The organism is Methylobacterium sp. Gmos3 (assembly GCF_056430985.1).
On sequence record NZ_JBWJYL010000014.1, the window covers coordinates 56,403 to 74,236 of the forward strand.

The 17,834-nt window shown below is 69.4% G+C and carries 14 protein-coding genes and 1 rRNA gene; 11 read left to right on the forward strand and 4 right to left on the reverse strand.

The window, feature by feature from the left end; all coding sequences use genetic code 11:
• Positions 1–170: 170 nt before the first annotated feature.
• Together ACS5Q7_RS23080 and ACS5Q7_RS23085 are read left to right on the forward strand one after the other, a co-directional pair.
• Entirely contained in the window at positions 171–1,976 is a 1,806-nt protein-coding gene (locus ACS5Q7_RS23080; RefSeq protein ID WP_478341603.1) for a PQQ-dependent methanol/ethanol family dehydrogenase, read from the forward strand.
• Positions 1,977–2,208: 232 nt separating this feature from the next.
• On the forward strand, positions 2,209–2,868 hold the full coding sequence (locus tag ACS5Q7_RS23085) for a response regulator (RefSeq protein WP_478341617.1): 660 nt from the start codon (positions 2,209–2,211) through the stop codon (positions 2,866–2,868).
• Positions 2,869–3,147: 279 nt separating this feature from the next.
• Here ACS5Q7_RS23085 and ACS5Q7_RS23090 read toward each other — a convergent pair whose 3' ends face one another.
• Positions 3,148–4,788: a porin gene (locus ACS5Q7_RS23090; protein WP_478341604.1), complete on the reverse strand. Its 1,641-nt coding sequence runs from the start codon at positions 4,786–4,788 to the stop codon at positions 3,148–3,150.
• A gap of 536 nt (positions 4,789–5,324) precedes the next feature.
• Between ACS5Q7_RS23090 and ACS5Q7_RS23095 the strand changes: the two genes are divergently transcribed.
• From ACS5Q7_RS23095 to ACS5Q7_RS23105, 3 genes are read left to right on the forward strand one after another with little or no spacing between them, the layout of a single operon-like run.
• Positions 5,325–7,421 carry a 4Fe-4S binding protein gene (locus ACS5Q7_RS23095; protein ID WP_478341618.1) on the forward strand — a complete coding sequence of 699 codons (2,097 nt, stop codon included), beginning with the start codon at positions 5,325–5,327 and terminating at the stop codon, positions 7,419–7,421.
• Positions 7,418–8,380, forward strand: a complete 963-nt coding sequence (locus ACS5Q7_RS23100) for an FAD:protein FMN transferase (protein ID WP_478341605.1) — start codon at positions 7,418–7,420, stop codon at positions 8,378–8,380. Before ACS5Q7_RS23095 ends, ACS5Q7_RS23100 begins: the two co-directional genes overlap by 4 nt.
• Positions 8,377–9,147, forward strand: a complete 771-nt coding sequence (locus ACS5Q7_RS23105; protein ID WP_478341606.1) for a DUF1194 domain-containing protein — start codon at positions 8,377–8,379, stop codon at positions 9,145–9,147. The genes ACS5Q7_RS23100 and ACS5Q7_RS23105 overlap by 4 nt, the downstream gene beginning before the upstream one ends.
• A gap of 4 nt (positions 9,148–9,151) precedes the next feature.
• Here ACS5Q7_RS23105 and ACS5Q7_RS23110 read toward each other — a convergent pair whose 3' ends face one another.
• Both ACS5Q7_RS23110 and ACS5Q7_RS23115 read right to left on the reverse strand, forming a co-directional pair.
• Entirely contained in the window at positions 9,152–11,056 is a 1,905-nt protein-coding gene (locus ACS5Q7_RS23110) for a TRAP transporter large permease (RefSeq protein WP_478341607.1), read from the reverse strand.
• Positions 11,057–11,150: 94 nt separating this feature from the next.
• Positions 11,151–12,083, reverse strand: a complete 933-nt coding sequence (locus ACS5Q7_RS23115) for an AEC family transporter (RefSeq protein ID WP_243951777.1) — start codon at positions 12,081–12,083, stop codon at positions 11,151–11,153.
• A gap of 150 nt (positions 12,084–12,233) precedes the next feature.
• Between ACS5Q7_RS23115 and ACS5Q7_RS23120 the strand changes: the two genes are divergently transcribed.
• From ACS5Q7_RS23120 to ACS5Q7_RS23140, 5 genes are read left to right on the forward strand one after another with little or no spacing between them, the layout of a single operon-like run.
• Entirely contained in the window at positions 12,234–13,439 is a 1,206-nt protein-coding gene (locus tag ACS5Q7_RS23120; RefSeq protein ID WP_478341608.1) for an acyl-CoA dehydrogenase family protein, read from the forward strand.
• A gap of 17 nt (positions 13,440–13,456) precedes the next feature.
• Positions 13,457–14,635 carry a beta-ketothiolase BktB gene (gene bktB / locus ACS5Q7_RS23125; protein WP_478341609.1) on the forward strand — a complete coding sequence of 393 codons (1,179 nt, stop codon included), beginning with the start codon at positions 13,457–13,459 and terminating at the stop codon, positions 14,633–14,635.
• 7 nt (positions 14,636–14,642) lie between these two features.
• On the forward strand, positions 14,643–15,410 hold the full coding sequence (locus ACS5Q7_RS23130) for an SDR family NAD(P)-dependent oxidoreductase (RefSeq protein ID WP_478341610.1): 768 nt from the start codon (positions 14,643–14,645) through the stop codon (positions 15,408–15,410).
• Between the two features lie 2 nt (positions 15,411–15,412).
• Positions 15,413–16,444: a phosphotransferase family protein gene (locus ACS5Q7_RS23135; RefSeq protein ID WP_478341611.1), complete on the forward strand. Its 1,032-nt coding sequence runs from the start codon at positions 15,413–15,415 to the stop codon at positions 16,442–16,444.
• Positions 16,437–16,757 (forward strand): DUF6285 domain-containing protein, encoded by a 321-nt coding sequence (locus ACS5Q7_RS23140; protein WP_478341612.1) that lies wholly within the window; start codon positions 16,437–16,439, stop codon positions 16,755–16,757. The genes ACS5Q7_RS23135 and ACS5Q7_RS23140 overlap by 8 nt, the downstream gene beginning before the upstream one ends.
• 194 nt (positions 16,758–16,951) lie before the next feature.
• On the opposite strand, the gene ACS5Q7_RS23145 is transcribed toward ACS5Q7_RS23140, so the two are convergent.
• Positions 16,952–17,140 carry a hypothetical protein gene (locus ACS5Q7_RS23145; protein WP_478341613.1) on the reverse strand — a complete coding sequence of 63 codons (189 nt, stop codon included), beginning with the start codon at positions 17,138–17,140 and terminating at the stop codon, positions 16,952–16,954.
• Positions 17,141–17,717: 577 nt separating this feature from the next.
• Between ACS5Q7_RS23145 and ACS5Q7_RS23150 the strand changes: the two genes are divergently transcribed.
• Positions 17,718–17,834, forward strand: a 16S ribosomal RNA gene (locus ACS5Q7_RS23150); the annotation flags it as partial.

Below are 17,834 nucleotides of genomic sequence, written 5' to 3' on the forward strand. Positions count from 1 at the left end.
GCATGTCTTTTGCCGATACTCCATCTTTATGGTTGGATACGACCTCTAAGATTATACTTATGGCCAATAACTTGGCGCAGAGACTCATCATAATCTGATCGTCGCGGAAGGCCGGCCATCAAAAGGGGTCCGAACCCCATCGGCCAACGGAATTCACCGGAGGAGATGTCATGAGAATGCGCACGCAGTTTCTCGCGGCGGTCGGGCTCGCCGCCCTGGCCGCAGGCGCGGCAAGCCTGTCGGCTTCGGCCAAGGAGCCGGAGAAGGCCGCGGCCGCCTCGGGCGGCGGGGTGACCGAGCAGGACATCATCAACGACGCCAAGACCCCCGGCGACGTCGTCACCTACGGGCTCGGGCCGAAGGGCCAGCGCTACAGCCCGCTCAAGGCCATCGACAAGGAGACCGTGAAGACCCTCGTCCCGGCGTGGTCCTTCTCCTTCGGCGGCGAGAAGCAGCGCGGCCAGGAGAGCCAGGCGCTCGTGAAGGACGGCACGATCTACGTCACCGGCTCCTATTCGCGGCTCTACGCCATCGATTCGCACACTGGTGAGAAGAAGTGGGAATACAACGCCCGCCTGCCGGAGGGCATCCTGCCCTGCTGTGACGTCGTGAACCGCGGCGCCGCCCTCTACAAGGACAACATCTATTTCGGCACCCTCGATGCCAAGCTGGTGGCGCTGAACACCAAGACCGGCAAGGTCGCATGGCGCAAGGACATCGACGACTTCAAGTCCGGCTACAGCTACACCGCCGCGCCGATGATCGTGAAGGGCAAGATCATCACCGGCGTGTCGGGCGGCGAGTTCGGTGTGGTCGGCCGCATCGAGGCCCGCGACGCCGAGACCGGCGAGATCGTGTGGAAGCGCCCCGTCATCGAGGGCCATATGGGCGAGCTGAACGGCAAGCCCTCCACGATGACGGGCAAGACCAACGAGACCTGGCCCGGCGACATGTGGAAGTTCGGCGGCGGCGCCACCTGGCTTGGCGGCACCTATGACCCCGAACTCAACCTGATCTACGTCGGCACCGGCAACCCGGGCCCGTGGAACTCGTGGCTGCGTCCGGGCGACAACAAGTGGTCGGCCTCGCGCCTCGCCATCAACCCCGACAACGGCGAGATCGTGTGGGGCTTCCAGACCACGCCGCACGACGGCTGGGACTTCGACGGCGTGAACGAGTTCGTGCCGTTCGACATGCAGAAGGACGGCAAGACCATCAAGGCCGGCGGCACCGCCGACCGGAACGGCTTCTTCTACGTGCTGGACCGGACCAACGGGAAATTCATCTCGGCCACGCCGTTCGTGAACAAGATCAACTGGGCGAGCGGCATCGATAAGGATGGCCGCCCGATCTACATCCCCGAGAACCGCCCCGGCGACCCGACCCAGGCCACCGGCGATGACAAGAAGGGCAAGTCCGTGTTCGCGGTGCCGAGCTTCCTCGGCGGCAAGAACTGGATGCCGATCGGCTACAACCCCGACACCAAGCTGTTCTACGTGCCCTCCAACGAATGGGGCATGGATATCTGGAACGAGCCGGTGAACTACAAGAAGGGCGCGGCCTATCTCGGCGCCGGCTTCACCATCAAGCCGATCTTCGAGGACCATATCGGTTCGCTGAAGGCGATCGACCCGGTCTCCGGCAAGACCGTGTGGGAATACAAGAACAAGGCACCGCTCTGGGCCGGCATCCTCACCACCGCCGGCGGCCTCGTCTTCACCGGCACGCCCGAGGGCTTCGTGAAGGCCTTCGACGCCAAGACCGGCGAGGAACTGTGGAAGTTCCAGGTCGGCACGGGCGTCGTGTCCTCCCCGATCACCTGGGAGCAGGACGGCGAGCAATGGGTCGGCGTCACCGCCGGCTGGGGCGGCGCGGTGCCGCTGTGGGGCGGCGAGGTCGCCAAGTCCACGGCCGGCATCAACCAGGGCGGAAGCTTCTGGGCGTTCAAGCTGCCGAAGAAGGTCGCGTCGCGCTAAGACGACGCCAGCGGCGGGATCGCTCCCCGGTCCCGCCCGACTCAGCGCCCCGGCCGGACTCTATGCCGGCCGGGGACGAGACCCGACGACCTCCACCCCCGGCATGATCGCGACGAGACCCATGCTGACGCCCTCGCCGGAAGCCGATACGCCTTCCGCTTCTGTCCGCGCCGCGACCGGCGCTATGGTTCTCGCCGCCCAAGGCGAGGGGGCGCAGTGTGGGGTGGCCGGGATGCAGTTGCTGATCGTCGATGACCATCCGCTCTTCCGCGAGGCGCTGGCCAGCGCCATCACCCTCGCCTTTCCCGATGCCGCCCTGCACGAGGCCGACGGGATCCGCAGCGCCTGCGAGGTGCTGGGCCGCGAGGCCGGCATCGACCTGATCCTCCTCGATCTCTCGATGCAGGGCGTCTCCGGCTTTGACGGGCTGGTCACGATTCGTGTGCGCTTCCCGCGCGTTCCCGTGCTGATCGTCTCGGGGCTAGAGGATCCGCGCATCATGCGCGAGGCGCTTCAGCGCGGCGCCTCCGGCTTCGTGCCCAAGGCGGTCGACAAGGCGACCCTCACGCGGGCCATTTCCGAGGTGATGAACGGCGCTCTGTTCACGCCTCCCGACCTTGCGGGGGCGCCGGAACCGGCTCCGAGTCGAAAGTCACCGCTCGCCGAGCGCGTCGCCCGCCTGACGCCGCAGCAGATGCGGGTTCTGATGATGATCCGCCAGGGCAAGCTGAACAAGCAGATCGCCCACGAATTGCAGGTCGGCGACTCCACCGTGAAGGCGCACGTCTCCGAGATCCTGCGCAAGCTCGAAGTGATCAGCCGGACGCAGATCGTGATCGAGACCGCCTATCTCGACTTCGACAAGAGCAACGGCGGCTTCCCCGCGGCCTGATCGCGGATTCTCGAAGGGTGAACCCCGACCTCCCGACCATCATCGCGGGCGGAACGACGCGACCAAGCGAGCCACGAGCGCATTTCCGGGGGAAACCCGGCTCATACCGTGTCCCTCGTCATTGCGAGCGGAGCGAAGCCATCCAGGAAGCCGCCATCGTCTCCGACCGCCCGCCACACTGGATTGCTTCGCTCCGCTCGCAATGACGACGGTGAATCGGACAGCGTAGAAAAGGCATCGCCGCCCGCAGGAGCGGGCGGCGATGGTCATGTCGTCGGATTAGAAGTCGCGCTGAACACGGATGCGGATCTGCTGCACCGAGTCGCTGCTGGTGGTCTTCACGGCGCCGCCGGCATTGATGGTGGCGATGCGAGCAGCGGAGTACGCGGTCGGATCCTTGTCGGTGTCGATCACGCGGCCGCTCTTCATGCCGATCTGCGTGTACAAGCCTTCGAGACCGATATCGAGATCCTTGACGGGCGACCAGATGATGTTGGCGCCGGCGACGAACTGGTAGTTGTCGCGAAGCGCCTGGCTCAGCTTGTAGAAGCGCGTGCCGGGTACGCCGACGGCGGAAGAGCCGTAGGCATTGCCCGTGCCGTTGACGGTGCTGAAGATCGCTCCCTGAGCCGAGCGCGCCGCGTTCGTGAACGACATCTCGCCGTACGAACCGAACAGCGCCGAACGCCACTCAGGCGCCCAGTAGTGCAGGTAGGCCGCCGAGACGGTGTAGCTGTCCGACTTCTGGAGCGCGCCCGTGTACGGGTTGATCGTCGCGTCGTTGAAGTACTGCTGGAACTTCTGACCCTGGATGGTCGCGGCGGTCTGCGCGTAGCAGCCGGAATAGGCGCAGTAGCCCGTGTACGACTGGGCACCGGAGCCATAGGCGCCCTGCAGGTACAGCGCATCGCCCGGGGCGATGAAGGGCGTGTTGACCTTGACGCCGCCCTGCACCGCGTAGCCGAGGGTGCTGCTGGTGTGGGCCGGCCCGCTCACGCCACCGGCCGGCGGGGTCGCAGCGAGGTTGCCGACGTTCAGCTCGTGCGAAGCGGCCGAGACCTGAGCCGAACCCCAGGGCTGATCGAGGCGGAGGGCCCCGACGAAGTCCGGCGTCCGGTTACGCTCGATCACGTCGACCGAACTCACGGCAGAGCCGCCCGAAGCGGTATGGACCAGAACAGGCGCGGGCAGCGCGGTGAGGCCGAAATTGGCGACCGAGCCGTTGGCGACAGTGGCCGAGGTGCTGACCGGAGAGAAGATCGGGCTGCGGCGGGCGGTCGGATCTTCCACCGACACCGTTGCCGAGAGGCCGCTACCCAGGGTCGCGGTGTAGGCGATCAGGTTGGTCGAAGCGACGTCCGAACCACCGGTGGCGCCCGTGAACTCGAAGTCGTGGGCGTAGAAGTCGAAGAACGAGGAGGCGCGACCGGCGGTGAGGCCGGCGAACTGGATGAAGGCCTTGTCCGCGTTCACGTAGGTCTGGTCGCGGCCGAACTGGTCGGTGCCGAGGCCGGGGAAGGCGTTGCCGACGCGCTGCTGCGTGCCGGAGGTGCCGCCGCCGTACGGGCCGCCGGAGCGCGAGGCGACTTCGAGACGGGTGAAGGCGCGCAGGGTGCCGTAGCCGGTCTGGGTGCGGGCATCGAGGTTGATGCGGGCGAGGCCACGGTAGCCGGTGGTGTCGCCGACGCCGTTCTGGCGCGAGTAGGTCGGCTGATAGCCGGCCTCGAAGCGGGCGCGGCCCGAGAGACGCAGGCAGGTGTCGGTGCCGGGGATGTAGAAGAAGCCGGCGCCGTAGGCCGAGCAGACGCGCACGAACTCGACGGGGGTCGCCTTCTTCACCGGCAGGTCGGCGGCCTGGGCGGCGCCGACGGAGGCCATGGCTGCGGCTGAGCCGAGCAGCCAAGTCTTCAGATGACTCATCACTTTCTCCAATCCCTCGGCCGCCGAGAAGCTCGAAATCCGCATTTCATGACGGAGAACGAAGACTTCAGACGGTCACGACCATGGCTGCCAAAGACATCGACGCTTGTGCCCCTTCGCGAGCGGCGCCATGCGAATGCCGTTGCCGGGCGCCGCCGCGTTCGTGAACTCGAACCGCGGGCAAGCATCCGGCGACCGAGAGCTAAGCGCATCGATCTCTGATTCTAAAACTAAAAAGCCTGTAGATCCGCTTGAAAAATCCGATGTTGCATATTTAAAACATAGAAATACATACCAATAGTTGGATATACCGTCAGACAACAACCTCCGATTGGTAATTCTTCGATCTGGACGGTTCGACTGAAACGCGGCAGATGGCGGCGCGCGATCGGCGCCCCTGGCCTTTGGTCCAATATCGAGGCGAGGCGCGCGCGCCCTATCGTGGCGCCAACGATCGAGGAAACGCGGGGGGCGGCGCGGCGCCGTCCCGGAGACGGCAGCGGATGCGGGTGTCCGGCGTTTGGCGCACCGGATGGATGGCCATGCTCATGGCGATCCTCGTGATCGCGTGGTTCTCCGGCCGCGCCTCGGCCGGCGAACTCGACCGGGCGGGGATCGCCCGGCATTTCCCGCCACCGCTCGTCGTCGGGGAGAAGGACGACGCGCTTCCGGTCTGGCCGATCCTCAAGCAGCAGGCGGGCTCCTACGAGGTCTTCGCCTACGCCTTCGAATCCGTCGATTTCGCGCCGATCCCCGGCTTCGGCGGAACCCCGCCCGATCTGCTGATCGCGCTCGCCCCGGACGGCACCTTTCGCGATGTGAAGGTGCTCTCGCACAAGGAGCCGGTCTTCCTCGAAGGCCTCGGTTCGGAGCCGCTCTTCGCCTTCGTCGAGCAATATGTCGGCCTGTCCGCCCGCCAGCCGATCCGTGTGGGGCGGCCCAATGCCCGCGCCTCGGGCGCCGCGCCGCAGAGCACGGTGGACGGCATCGCCATGGCGACGGCCTCGACGCGCACGATCAACCAATCCATCCTCGCCTCGGCGCTGGCGGTGGCGCGGGGCAAGCTCGGCTTCGGCGCCGCCAATCTCGGCCTGCGGGTCGAGGCGAAGCCCGATCTGTACGAGCCGCTGACCCTCGACGCGCTGCTGGCGCGGGGCTTCGTCACGCGGCTCACCGTCACGCGGGCGCAGGTGTCGAAGGCCTTCCGGGGCACGGGCGTCGAGGAGGCGGGGGAGGGCGCGCCGGAGGACGTGCTCACCGACCTCACCGTGGCCCTGCTCGACGTGCCGATGATCGGCCGCAACCTCCTCGGGCCGGCGCGGTTCGAGGCGCTGATGCGCGAACTCGGCCCCGGCAACCACGCGCTGATGGTGCTGAGCGCCGGCCCCGCCGACGCCGCCGAGAACCCGCTGGGCGAGACCTTCGTGCTCGGCTCCGTGCCGGAGCGCCTGGCGGTCTCGCAGGGCGGCCTCGTGGTCAACGCCCGCGACATGGCGGTGGAGCGGCGCGGCGCCGGGCTCGACCGGGGCTTGCCGGCCGGCGACTGGACCATCCTGCGGATCGACTCCGCCGCCGGGTTCGACCCTTCGGCGCCCTTCACCCTCACCGAGAAGATCGTGCGCGAACGCGGGCAGATCCTCTCCGAAAAAATCGCCCGCGAGTTCGGGGTGGAGACGAGGCTGCCCGCGGACCTGTTCGTGCGCGTCGCCGCGCAGGAGGGCGCCGACTGGACGGAATCCTGGCGCGCCCGCGTGCCCACGCTCGTGGGGATCGGGGCGATGCTGGCGATCCTCGTGCCGGTCCTGGCGCGGCAGAAAGGGCTCGTGGCGGATGCGACGCGCTTCCCGGCCTTCCGCCTCGTGTTCCTTGCCGTCACGGTGGGGTTCGTGGGCTACGCGGCGCAGGCGCAGCTCTCCATCGTGACCCTGATGGGGCTGGTGCGGGCGGCGCTCCGCACCCACGATTTCGCCTTCCTGCTCTACGATCCGCCCTCGCTGGTGCTGTGGGCGTTCGCGCTGGCGAGCCTCGTCCTGTGGGGCAGGGGGACGTTCTGCGGCTGGCTCTGCCCGTTCGGGGCGATGCAGGAGCTCGTCGCGTGGCTGGCGCGGCCCTTGAGACTCCGCCAATTCACCGTGCCGCCGAACCTCGACCGGCACGTGCGCAAGGCGAAATACGCCGTGCTCGCCGGCCTTCTCGCGGCGACCGCCCTGAACTCGCCCGCCGCCGACGCCATGGCCGAAATCGAGCCGTTCAAGACGGCGATCACCCTGTCCTTCCTGCGAAACTGGCCCTTCGTGGCCTACGCGGTCGGGCTGCTGGCGCTCAACCTCTTCGTCTACAAGGGATTCTGCCGCTATCTCTGCCCGCTCGGCGCGGCGCTCGCGGTCGGCGGGCGCCTGCGGATCCTGGATTGGATCCCCCGCCGCGCGGAATGCGGAACGCCCTGCCAGCTCTGCAAGGTCCGCTGCCGCTACGGCGCCATCGCGCGGGACGGGCGGATCGATTATCCCGAGTGCTTCCAGTGCATGGATTGCGTGACGATCATCCACGATCCCGGCCAATGCGTGCCGCAGGTGGTGGCCCGCCGTCACGCCAAGCGGATCGTGCCGCGTCCGGTGGAGGCGGTTCGATGAGCGTCCGCGTCACGCGCCGCCGGGCCGTGCTCGGCGCCTGCGGCCTCGCCGCCGCCGGGGTCGCGGGGTTTCGCGCTCGTGCCGCCGCCGGGGGGCTCGTCGCGCGCAGCCGGGCCGGGCTCGCCTTCGGCACCACCTTCGCCCTCACCGCCGCCGGCCCCGATCCCGAAGGTTTGGAGGCGGCGCTCACCGAGGGCATCGCCGCGATGCGCGCGGTGGAGCACCAAGCGAGCCTGTTCCGGCCGGACAGCGCCCTGTCCCGCCTCAACCGCGAGGGCCGGCTCGACGCGCCGCCCGCGCATCTCGCTGCGATGCTCGCCTTCGCCCTCGATCTCGCCGAGACGACCGGCGGCGCCTTCGATCCGACCGTGCAGCCGCTCTGGCCACTCTGGTCGCGGGCGGCCGAGGGGGGAGGGCGGCCAGACGCGCATGCGGTGAGGCAATGCCTTGCCCGGGTCGGCTGGCGGCGGGTGCGCCTGTCGCCGGAGGCGGTCGTGCTGGAACCGGGGACCGAAGTGACGCTCAACGCCGTGGTGCAGGGCTACGCGGCCGATGTCGTGATGGCCGCGCTGCGCGCGCGGGGGATCGCGGATGCCTTCGTGGATACGGGCGAGTTCGGCGCCGCCGGCACCCACGCGGACGGCTCGCCCTGGCGCCTCGGCCTCGCGGACCCGCGCCGGAAGGGCGAGGTCGCGGCGGTGATCACCCCGTTCACCGGCTTCGCGGCGACCTCGGGCGATTACAACATGGCCTTCTCGGCAGACTTCACCGACCACCACATCTTCGATCCGGCCACCGGCTTCTCGCCGCGCGGGCTTGCCGCGGTCACGGTGACGGCCCCGACGGGGCTGATGGCGGACGGGCTGTCCACCGCCTGCATGGTGCTCGGCCGGGAGCGCGGGAGCGCCCTCGTCGCGGGGCATCCCGGGTGCGCCGTGCGCATGACGGAAAAGGCATGAGCCGGCGGATCGCCTGCGCGGCCCTCGCCGCCCTCCTCGCCGGATCCGCTCCGGCGCGGGCGGCCGAATCTGTGGCCACCGCGCTCATCGTCTCCGTGGACGTGTCGCAATCGGTGGACGACGCCCGGTTCAAGCTTCAGATGGAGGGCATCGCCGAAGCGCTGGAGGATCCGGGCGTGCTGGCGGCGATCACCGGCAATGCCGGCGGCATCCTGTTCGCCATGGTGACCTGGGCCGACCGGGCGGGGATGCCGGTGCCGTGGCGGCGCATCACCAACAGAGCGGAGGCCTCCGCCGCCGCCGCCGCCGTGCGCGCGACGCCCCGTCAGGCGGGGGAGTTCACCTGCATCGGGCAGATGTTCCGCACCGTGGCAGCCAGCGTAATCCCGGCCATGCCATTGCCGGCCGACCGGATCGTCGTGGACGTGTCCGGGGACGGAATCGACAATTGCACCGACCCCGACACGATGGAGGCCGAGCGCAGGGACGTCCTGGCGCTCGGCGCGACAATCAACGGGCTGCCGATCCTCGTGCCGGGGGAGAACGACGTGGTCGGCGCGGGCGCCTACCGGGCTCCCGGCTACGGCCTGCGCCCGACCCCACTGCCGCAGGACCGGACGAGCCTCGAACAATGGTACCGCGCCCATGTGGTCGGCGGGCCGACCTCGTTCCTCCTGGCGGCGGCGGGCTACGGCGATTTCTCGCGGGCGATGCGGCGGAAGTTCGTGATCGAGATCAGTGCCTTGGAAGAAAACAAGGGGCGATAGCCCCTCACAGGAACCCGATGGAGAACCAGGGGACGAGGATGATGGCGAGCAGGCCGACGAGCAGCGCCAGGATGTAGCCGACGATGGGCCGCATCCCCGCGTCGGGGTGGATCCGGCTGATCGCGCAGGCGGCGTAGTAGCCGACGCCAAAGGGCGGGGCGAACAGCCCGACGCCCATCGCCAGGATCACCACCATCGCATAATGCACCTCGTGCACCCCCACCGACCGCGCGATGGGAAACAGCAACGGCCCGAACAGCACCACCGCCGGGATGCCCTCCAGCACCGAGCCGAGCACGATGAACGCCGCCGCCGAGACCAGCAGGAACCCGAGCGACCCGCCCGGCAGGCTCTTCATCGCCACCGCCAGGGTCTGCGAGAAGCCCGATTGCGTCAGCGCCCAGGCCATGCCGGTCGCCGCGCCGATGATCAGCAGGATCGCCCCCGACAGCGCCGCCGTCGTCACCAGCATCGGATACAGCCGGCGCCACGAGAACTGCCGGTAGATCAGCAACCCCGCCAGCGTCGCGTAGACGATGCCGATGGTCGAGACCTCGGTCGCCGTGGCGATGCCCTCCACCACCGCGTAGCGGATCACGAAGGGCAGGGCGAGCGCCGGCAGCGCCACGAGGAACGCCCGGCCGATCACCGCCCGCGAGGGGCGGGCCACGTGGCTCAGGTCCTCGCCCCGGTAGCGCCACCAGACCAGCGCGCACAGCGTCACCGCCAGCACCACGCCGGGCAGCAGCCCGCCGGTGAACAGCGCGGTGATCGACACCCCCGTCACCGAGCCGATGGTGATCAGCACGATGGAGGGCGGGATCGTCTCGGTCTGCGCGCCGGTCGCGGCGAGCAGCGCCACGAGGTCGCCCTCCCTGGCGCCGCGCGCCTTCATCTCCGGGAACAGCACGGGGGCGACGGCGGCCATGTCGGCGGCCTTCGAGCCGGAGATGCCCGAGACGAGGTACATCGCCCCCACCAGCACGAAGTGCAGGCCACCGCGCACATGCCCGAGCAGGCTCGCCAGGAACCCGACCATGGCTTTCGCCATGCCGGTCATCTCGATCAAGAGGCCGAGGAACACGAACAGCGGCACCGCGAGCAGGATCAGGTGGCTCATGCCCTCGTCCATCCGCCCGACCACCACCATGGAGGGGGCGTCGGTGGTGAGCGTCACGTAGGCGAAGGTGGACAGGCCGAAGGCGAAGGCGATGGGCACGCCGGAGAAGACCAGCATCCCCACCCCGAGGACGAAGAACAGCAGCAGGTTGAGGTTGCCGAGCCCCGGCAGGAGCGGCTGCACGGCCACGAGCGCCCCGGCGAGCCCGAGGCCGGTGGCCAGCGCGGCGAGCGTGACCTTCCAGTCGGCGGTCTCGGCGAGGCGGATGAGGGCGATGAGGAGCATCAGCCCGAAGCCGATGGGCAGGGCGGCGGCGCGCCACGCGTTGTTGAGTTCCAGCGCGGGCGTCTGGACGAAGGCCTCCTCCCCGGCGAACTCGTAGGCCGGGTGGAGGACGAGGCTGACGAAGACGAGGCCGGCGACGAGGGCCAGCGTCTCGAGGAAGGCGCGGGTGCGGGGTCCGCCCATGGCGACCAGCGCGGTCATGCGCATGTGCTCGGCCCGGCGGAAGGCGACGACGGCGCCGAGCATGGCGAGCCAGAGGAAGAGGATGCCGGCGAGCTCGTCCGACCAGATCAGCGGCTCGTGGAAGACGTAGCGGCTGACGACGCCGGCGAGCAGCACGCCGATCTCGGCGAGCACGAGGAGGGCGGCGGGGATCTCGACGAGCCAGCCGATGGCGGTGTCGAGGCGTGTCAGCCACCCCCGCGCCCGCAGGGGCGGGCCGTCCAGGCCGATCCCATGATCGCCCACGCCCGCAGCTTCCACCGCCGCGATATCCATCGCCATCCTCCCAAAGCCCTGTGCGGGGCCGGAGCCGGGTTGTCCCGGTCTCCGTGCGAACACATCCCATACCTGCCCCGGCCCGGCCCGTGAACCGGCCTCAGCCGAGCCACGCCACCAGCGCCGAGACAGTGAAGACCGAAACGAGGTGCGAGACGAGGATCGCCCCTGAGGTGACGCCCGCCTGCAACCCGTAGAGCTTGGCGAGGGTGAAGGGCCCCGAGCCGATGGGCAGGGCGCTGAGCAGCACCGCCGCCCGCGCCCAGAGGGGCGGCACGGGGAACACGTAATAGACGAGGAGGGCCGTCAGCGCCGGATGCACGACGAGCTTCAGCCCGACGAGGAGCCAGATCAGCTTTCGGTCCCCCGCCACGCCTCTCTCCTGCGCCAGGAACAGGCCGATGCAGATCAGCGCGCAGGGCGAGGCCGCGCCGCCGAGGAGCTTGGCGGAGGTGTCGAGGGGCAGGGGCACGGCCAAGCCGGTCAGCCCCACCGCGAGCCCGGCGATGGGCGCGAGGAAGAGCGGGTTGCGCAGCAGCGAGAGCAGCACCCGCTTCACGGTGCTGCGCCGGTCGACGCCCCGCCGCAGGTCGAACTCCACCATCACGATGGCGGTGAGGAACAGCACGCAGGCGGTGAACAGGGTGGCGATCACCGCCGCCGGCAGGCCCTCCGGCCCGAACACCAGCAGGCAGAGCGGAATGCCCATGAAGCCGACATTGCTGTAGCCCGCATCCAGCCCCTCGATGCTGGCATCCGCGACCGAGCCGCCCCGCCGCCGCCCGAGGCCGTAGGCGAGGGCGAAGGTCGCCGCGATGCCGAGGGCGAAGGCCGCCGAGAAGCCGAACTGCCCGATCTCGGCCGGCGTGATCCGCGCCATGGTGGTGAAGATCAGCGCCGGCAGGGCGAGATAGATCGCGAAGCGGTTGATGTTGTCGGTCGCCTCGCGGGTGAAGACGCCGAACCGCCCGCACAGGAAGCCGAGAAGGATCAGCGCGAAGATCGGCAGCGCCGCGTTCAGGACCGCCTGCATGCCTTGTCCGGGGAGGAAGGAGGAGGCCCGACCCCTACACGACCCTCCCGCCCCCGGAAACCGTGAGGCCCGGATCTGTCAGGCTTCGGCCCTTCCCAACGGGGGATATGCCCCACATCATACGGGCAGGGGCCTCACAACGGGACCATCATGGATTTCACGATCTCCCCGCGCGTCGAGGATTACCGCGCGCGCATCGCGGCCTTCGTCGACACCCACATCTTCCCCGTGGAGCGGGACAAGGCCGCCTATGACGGCCACGGCAACATCGCCCTGCCGGAGCTGGAGCGCCTGCGCGGCCTCGCCCGCGCCGAGGGCCTGTGGTGCCTTCAATTGAAGCCAGAGACCGGCGGGGCGGGCCTCGACAAGGTCGGCATGGCGGTCTGCTACGAGGCGATGAACCGCTCGATCTTCGGGCCGGTGGTGTTCAACTCCGCCGCCCCCGACGACGGCAACATGATGGTGCTGGAGAAGGTCGCCACCCCCGAGCAGAAGGCGCGCTGGCTCGATCCGATCGTGCGCGGCGAGGTCCGCTCCGCCTTCGCGATGACGGAGCCCCATCCCGGCGGCGGCTCCGACCCCGGCATGATCCAGACCCGCGCCGAGCGGCGGGGGGACACCTACGTCGTCACCGGCCGCAAGTGGTACATCACAGGTGCGGAGGACGCGGCCCACTTCATCCTGATGGCGCGGACCTCCGACGATGCCCGCAAGGGCCTCACCGCCTTCCTGTTCCACCGGGACAGCCCCGGCTGGCACATCGTCCGGCGCATCGGGATCATGGGGCCGGAGGAGCACGGCGGCCATTGCGAGATCGCCTTCGAGGGGCTGGAAATCCCCGCGCGCGACGTGCTGATGAACGAGGGCGACGGGCTCAAGCTCACGCAGATCCGCCTCGGCCCGGCACGCCTGACCCATTGCATGCGCTGGCTCGGCCTGTCGAAGCGCTGCGTCGAGATCGCCCGCGCCTACGCCGCCGAGCGGCACGGCTTCGGCATCCGACTGGCCGACCGGGAGAGCATCCAGTTGATGCTAGGCGACCTCGCCATGCGCATCGAGATCGGCCGGCTCCTCGTGGCCAAGGCGGCCTGGGCGCTGGACCGGGGCAGCTTCGCCCGCAAGGAGGTCTCCATGGCGAAGGTCCATGTGGCGAACCTCCTGCACGCGGCGGCCGACACGGCGATCCAGATCAACGGCGCGCGAGGCTATTCCACGGATACGCCGCTCGAATGGATCTACCGCTACGCAAGGCAGGCGCGGCTCGTGGACGGGGCCGACGAGGTCCACAAGATGGTGCTGAACCGCAACCTCGAGGTCGAGGGCGACGCCTTCTGGACCTGGGATGTGGGCGCGTAACAAAGGGAATGGTCGCCATGACGGACGTGGTCATCACCGGGGCCGTGCGCACGGCCATCGGCACCTTCGGCGGGTCGCTGGCGGCGATCCCGCCCTCCGAACTCGCCGCCCGATGCGTAACCGAGGCGCTCAAGCGCTCCGGGACCAAGGGTGAGGAGATCGGCCACGTGGTCTTCGGCCACGTCATCCCCACGACCCCGCGCGACGCCTACATCGCCCGCGTCGCGGCGATGGAGGGCGGCATCCCGCAGGATGTGCCGGCGATGACGGTGAACCGCCTCTGCGGCAGCGGCTTGCAGGCCATCGTCTCGGCCGCCCAATCCGTGATGCTGGGCGATGCGGACGCCGCGCTCGCGGGCGGCGCGGAGAGCATGAGCCGGTCGCCACACCTCCTGTCGGCGGCCCGGTTCGGCCAGAAGATGGGCGACATCACCGCCGTCGACTACATGACCGGCGCGCTCTCCGACCCGTTTGGCAACGGCCATATGGGTGTCACCGCCGAGAACATCGCGAGCCGCTACGGCATCTCCCGCGAGGATCAGGACGCCTTCGCCGAACAGAGCCAGGCCCGCGCGGCCCGGGCCATCGCCGAGGGCCGGTTCCGCGAACAAATCCTGGCGATTCCGGTCCAGCGCAAGCGCGAGACGGTGCCCTTCGACACCGACGAGCACCCCAAGGCCACGAGCCGCGACGACCTCGCCAAGCTCCGCCCGGCCTTCGCCAAGGACGGCAGCGTCACCGCCGGCAACGCCTCGGGCCTCAACGACGGCGCCGCCGCCCTCGTCCTGATGAGCGCCGACAAGGCCGCCCGCGAGGGTAGGGCGCCGCTCGCCCGCATCGTCGGCTACGCCCATGCCGGCGTCGATCCGTCCGAGATGGGGATGGGCCCGGTCCCGGCCGTGACGCGGCTGTTCGCGCGCACCGGCCTGCGCGCCTCGGACTTCGACGTCATCGAGTCGAACGAGGCCTTCGCCGCCCAGGCCTGCGCGGTGTCCCGCGCCCTCGACCTCGACCCGGACAAGGTGAACCCCAACGGCGGCGCCATCGCGCTGGGCCACCCCATCGGCGCCAGCGGGGCGATCATCGCCGTGAAGACCCTCTACGAACTCGCCCGCATCGGCGGCCGCTACGGTCTCGCCACCATGTGCATCGGCGGCGGCCAGGGCATCGCCGTCGCCTTCGAGCGCGTGCAGTGAGGCGAGCATGAGCGGCATCTTCGACCTGACCGGCCGGCACATCCTCGTGACCGGCGCATCGAGCGGGCTCGGGCGCCACTTCGCCGCCATGCTGGCGACGACCGGGGCGACCCTCTCCCTCGGCGCCCGCCGCGCGGAGGCGCTGGCCGAGACCGTCGCCGCCGTCGAGGCGCGGGGCGGGCAGGCCCAGGCCGTCGTGATGGACGTCACCGACCGGGCGAGCATCGAGGCGGCTCTGACTCAAGCAGAGGCGCGCTTTGGCCCGGTGTCGGTGCTCGTGAACAACGCGGGCGTCACCACCACGACCCCGGCACTCGACCTCTCGGAAGCCGAATGGGACGGGGTGCTCGATACCAACCTGAAGGGCGTGTTCCTCGTCGCCCAGGCCACCGCCAAGCGCATGGTCGCGGCGGGACAGGGGGGCAGCATCGTCAACGTCGCCTCGATCCTCGGCCTGCGGGTCGCGGGGGGCCTCGCGTCCTACGCCGCCTCGAAGGCCGCCGTGATCCAATTGACCAAGAGCCTCGCCCTGGAATGGGCGCGCCACGGCATCCGCGTGAACGCCTTGGCGCCAGGCTACGTGCGCACCGAACTGAACGCCGCGTTCTTCGATTCCGAGCCCGGCAAGGCCCTCATCAAGCGCGTGCCGCAGCGCCGCCTGGGCGAGGCCGGCGAACTCGACGGGGCGCTCCTGCTCCTCGCCTCGCAGGCCGGATCGTACATGACCGGCTCGGTCCTCGCCGTCGATGGCGGCCACCTCGTCTCGGGGCTGTGAGCATGGACGAGACGAGGCTCACCGCCTGGATCGCCGCGCATCTCGGCGTGCCGGATCTGCGGATCGAGGAGAGCCGCCCCCTCGGCGGCGGCTCGATCCAGGAAAACCGCCTGATCCGCTGCCGGAGCGGGGAGGGGGTGCGGGAGTTCGTCCTGCGCCGGGACGCGCCCGCCACCATCGCCTCCAGCCGCTCCCGGCGGGAGGAGTTCCGCCTGCTCGAAGCCGCCCACGCGGCGGGGGTGCGCGTGCCCGAGCCGGTCGGCTTCTGCGACGATGCGGGGGTGATCGGCGCGCCCTTCGCCCTGATGGGGTTGGTGCCGGGCGTGGGCCTCGGGCCGCGCATCGCCAAGGACCTCACCCTCGGCGGCGACCGCGAAGCCCTCGCCGAAGACCTCGGGCGCGAACTCGCCAAGATCCACGGCGTCCTCGATCCGCGCCAGGACCCGCCGCCGACGCTCGCCTTCATCGGCCCGCCCGAGCCGGACCCGGCCCGCGCCGAGATCGCGCGCCTGCGCGAAAACCTCGACGGGATCGGCGCCAAGCGCCCGGCCATCGAATGGGGCCTGCGCTGGGCCGAGGCCGCCGCGCCGTCCTGCCCGGCGCCGGCCCTCGTCCACCGGGACTTCCGCACCGGCAATTACTTGGTCGATGAGACGGGGCTGACCGCCATCCTCGATTGGGAATTCGCCGGCTGGGGCGATCCGGCCCAGGATCTCGGCTGGTTCTGCGCCGCCTGCTGGCGCTTCGGCCGGCTCGACAAGGAGGCGGGGGGCATCGGCTCCCGCGAGGCGTTCGAGCGCGGCTACATCGCCGGGGGCGGGCAGCCGGTGGACCGGCAGCGCGTCGCCTATTGGGAGGTGATGGCGCATCTGCGCTGGGCGGTGATCGCCCTGGAGCAGGGGGCGCGCCACGTCTCGGGTCGGGAATTCTCCCTCGAACTCGCCCTCACCGGGCGGATGGTGCCGGAACTGGAGCAGGCGATCCTCGCCGCCACCGCCCCCGCCGCCTGGCCACGGAGCCTTTCCGATGCGTGACGACCCTTCCGGCGCCGACCTGATCGAGGCCGCCCGCCGGGCGCTCGCCGAGGAGGTCGTGCCCGGCCTCACCGGCCGCCCGCGCTACGTGGCGCTGATGGTGGCGAACGCGCTGGGCATCGCGGCCCGTGAGATCGGGGAGGGGGATGGGCTCGCCGCCGCCGAGGCCGATCTGCTCGGGACGGACGATGCGGACGGGCTCGTCCGCGCGATCCGCGACGGGCGACGGGATGCCGACCCGGCTCTCCACGCCGCCTTGACCGCCCAGACGGCCATCGCAGCGCGCATCTGGAAGCCGCGCGGCAACCTCTGACATCCTATCGCGCGCGTTATACGTTCGGTGGCCGACCTGAGCATCGCGGGACCGACCTCATCCATAAGGGCGAGGCCGCCCAGGCTGTCACCGTCCACCCGCTGCCGCTGATCCAACACGACCCGACCCACCTCCATGTCACGGTGGCGATGGATCCTCAGTCCGCGCATCCGTGAAGACAGGGCAGGGTTGCGTCAGCGACGGCGCAGCCGTGTGAGGAGGGCCAGGGCAAGGCTGATCAGGGCGGTCGAGGCCGCGAGGATCGCGGCTTCCCGCGGCATCAGGGCAAGGTCCGAATGGCCGGTCGCCGCCTGCCACAGAAGGCAGAGGCACATCGCCACCGGCACGCTGAAGCACAGGGCCATGAAGGGGACGACGATCATCGGGCACCTGCCTGCCGGTCAGCCTCGTCTGCGTTCGTAACCGCCCGCGCCGCCATGCGATGGCGCGAAGTCTTTGTACTTGCACGATCTTTGCTGTCGATGGGACCGCCACCGGGTCGTTTCCCACCGCAAAGACTGCGCAGGCGTGAATGCTCCATTGACGAAGGAGCACGCCTCTCGCGCTCGGTGAGCCGGCTGAGATTTTTGTCGGTGGCCCTCGCGAACGCGATTGACAGCCCAATCGCGCCAGCCTATACGACCGCCTCCCGACGCGGCCAGCAAGCAATCGCGAGCCGCCAGGGCAGACTTTCCAAGACAAAGACAAGCAAACAAGGCACTTGCCAAGTCGGTTTGAAGTTGTTAGAGACTAAATCGCTCGCTGAAACGAGCGGCGCTCTTTGAAAAGTAAATCTGAGAAAGAGAAACGCGGACGGCGTTTGTCCTTGCGGACCTGGCGAAAGCTAGGTCGATAAGAGACTAAGCTGTCCAACGTTTCGTACTCACAACCTCGGATGGAAACATCCGAAACGTTTGTGAGTCTTCGTCAAATGTTGTGATCAGCTGAGATCAATCTCTTTAACGTGAGAGTTTGATCCTGGCTCAGAGCGAACGCTGGCGGCAGGCTTAACACATGCAAGTCGAGCGGGCATCTTCGGGTGTCAGCGGCGGACGGGTGAGTAACGCGTGGGAACGT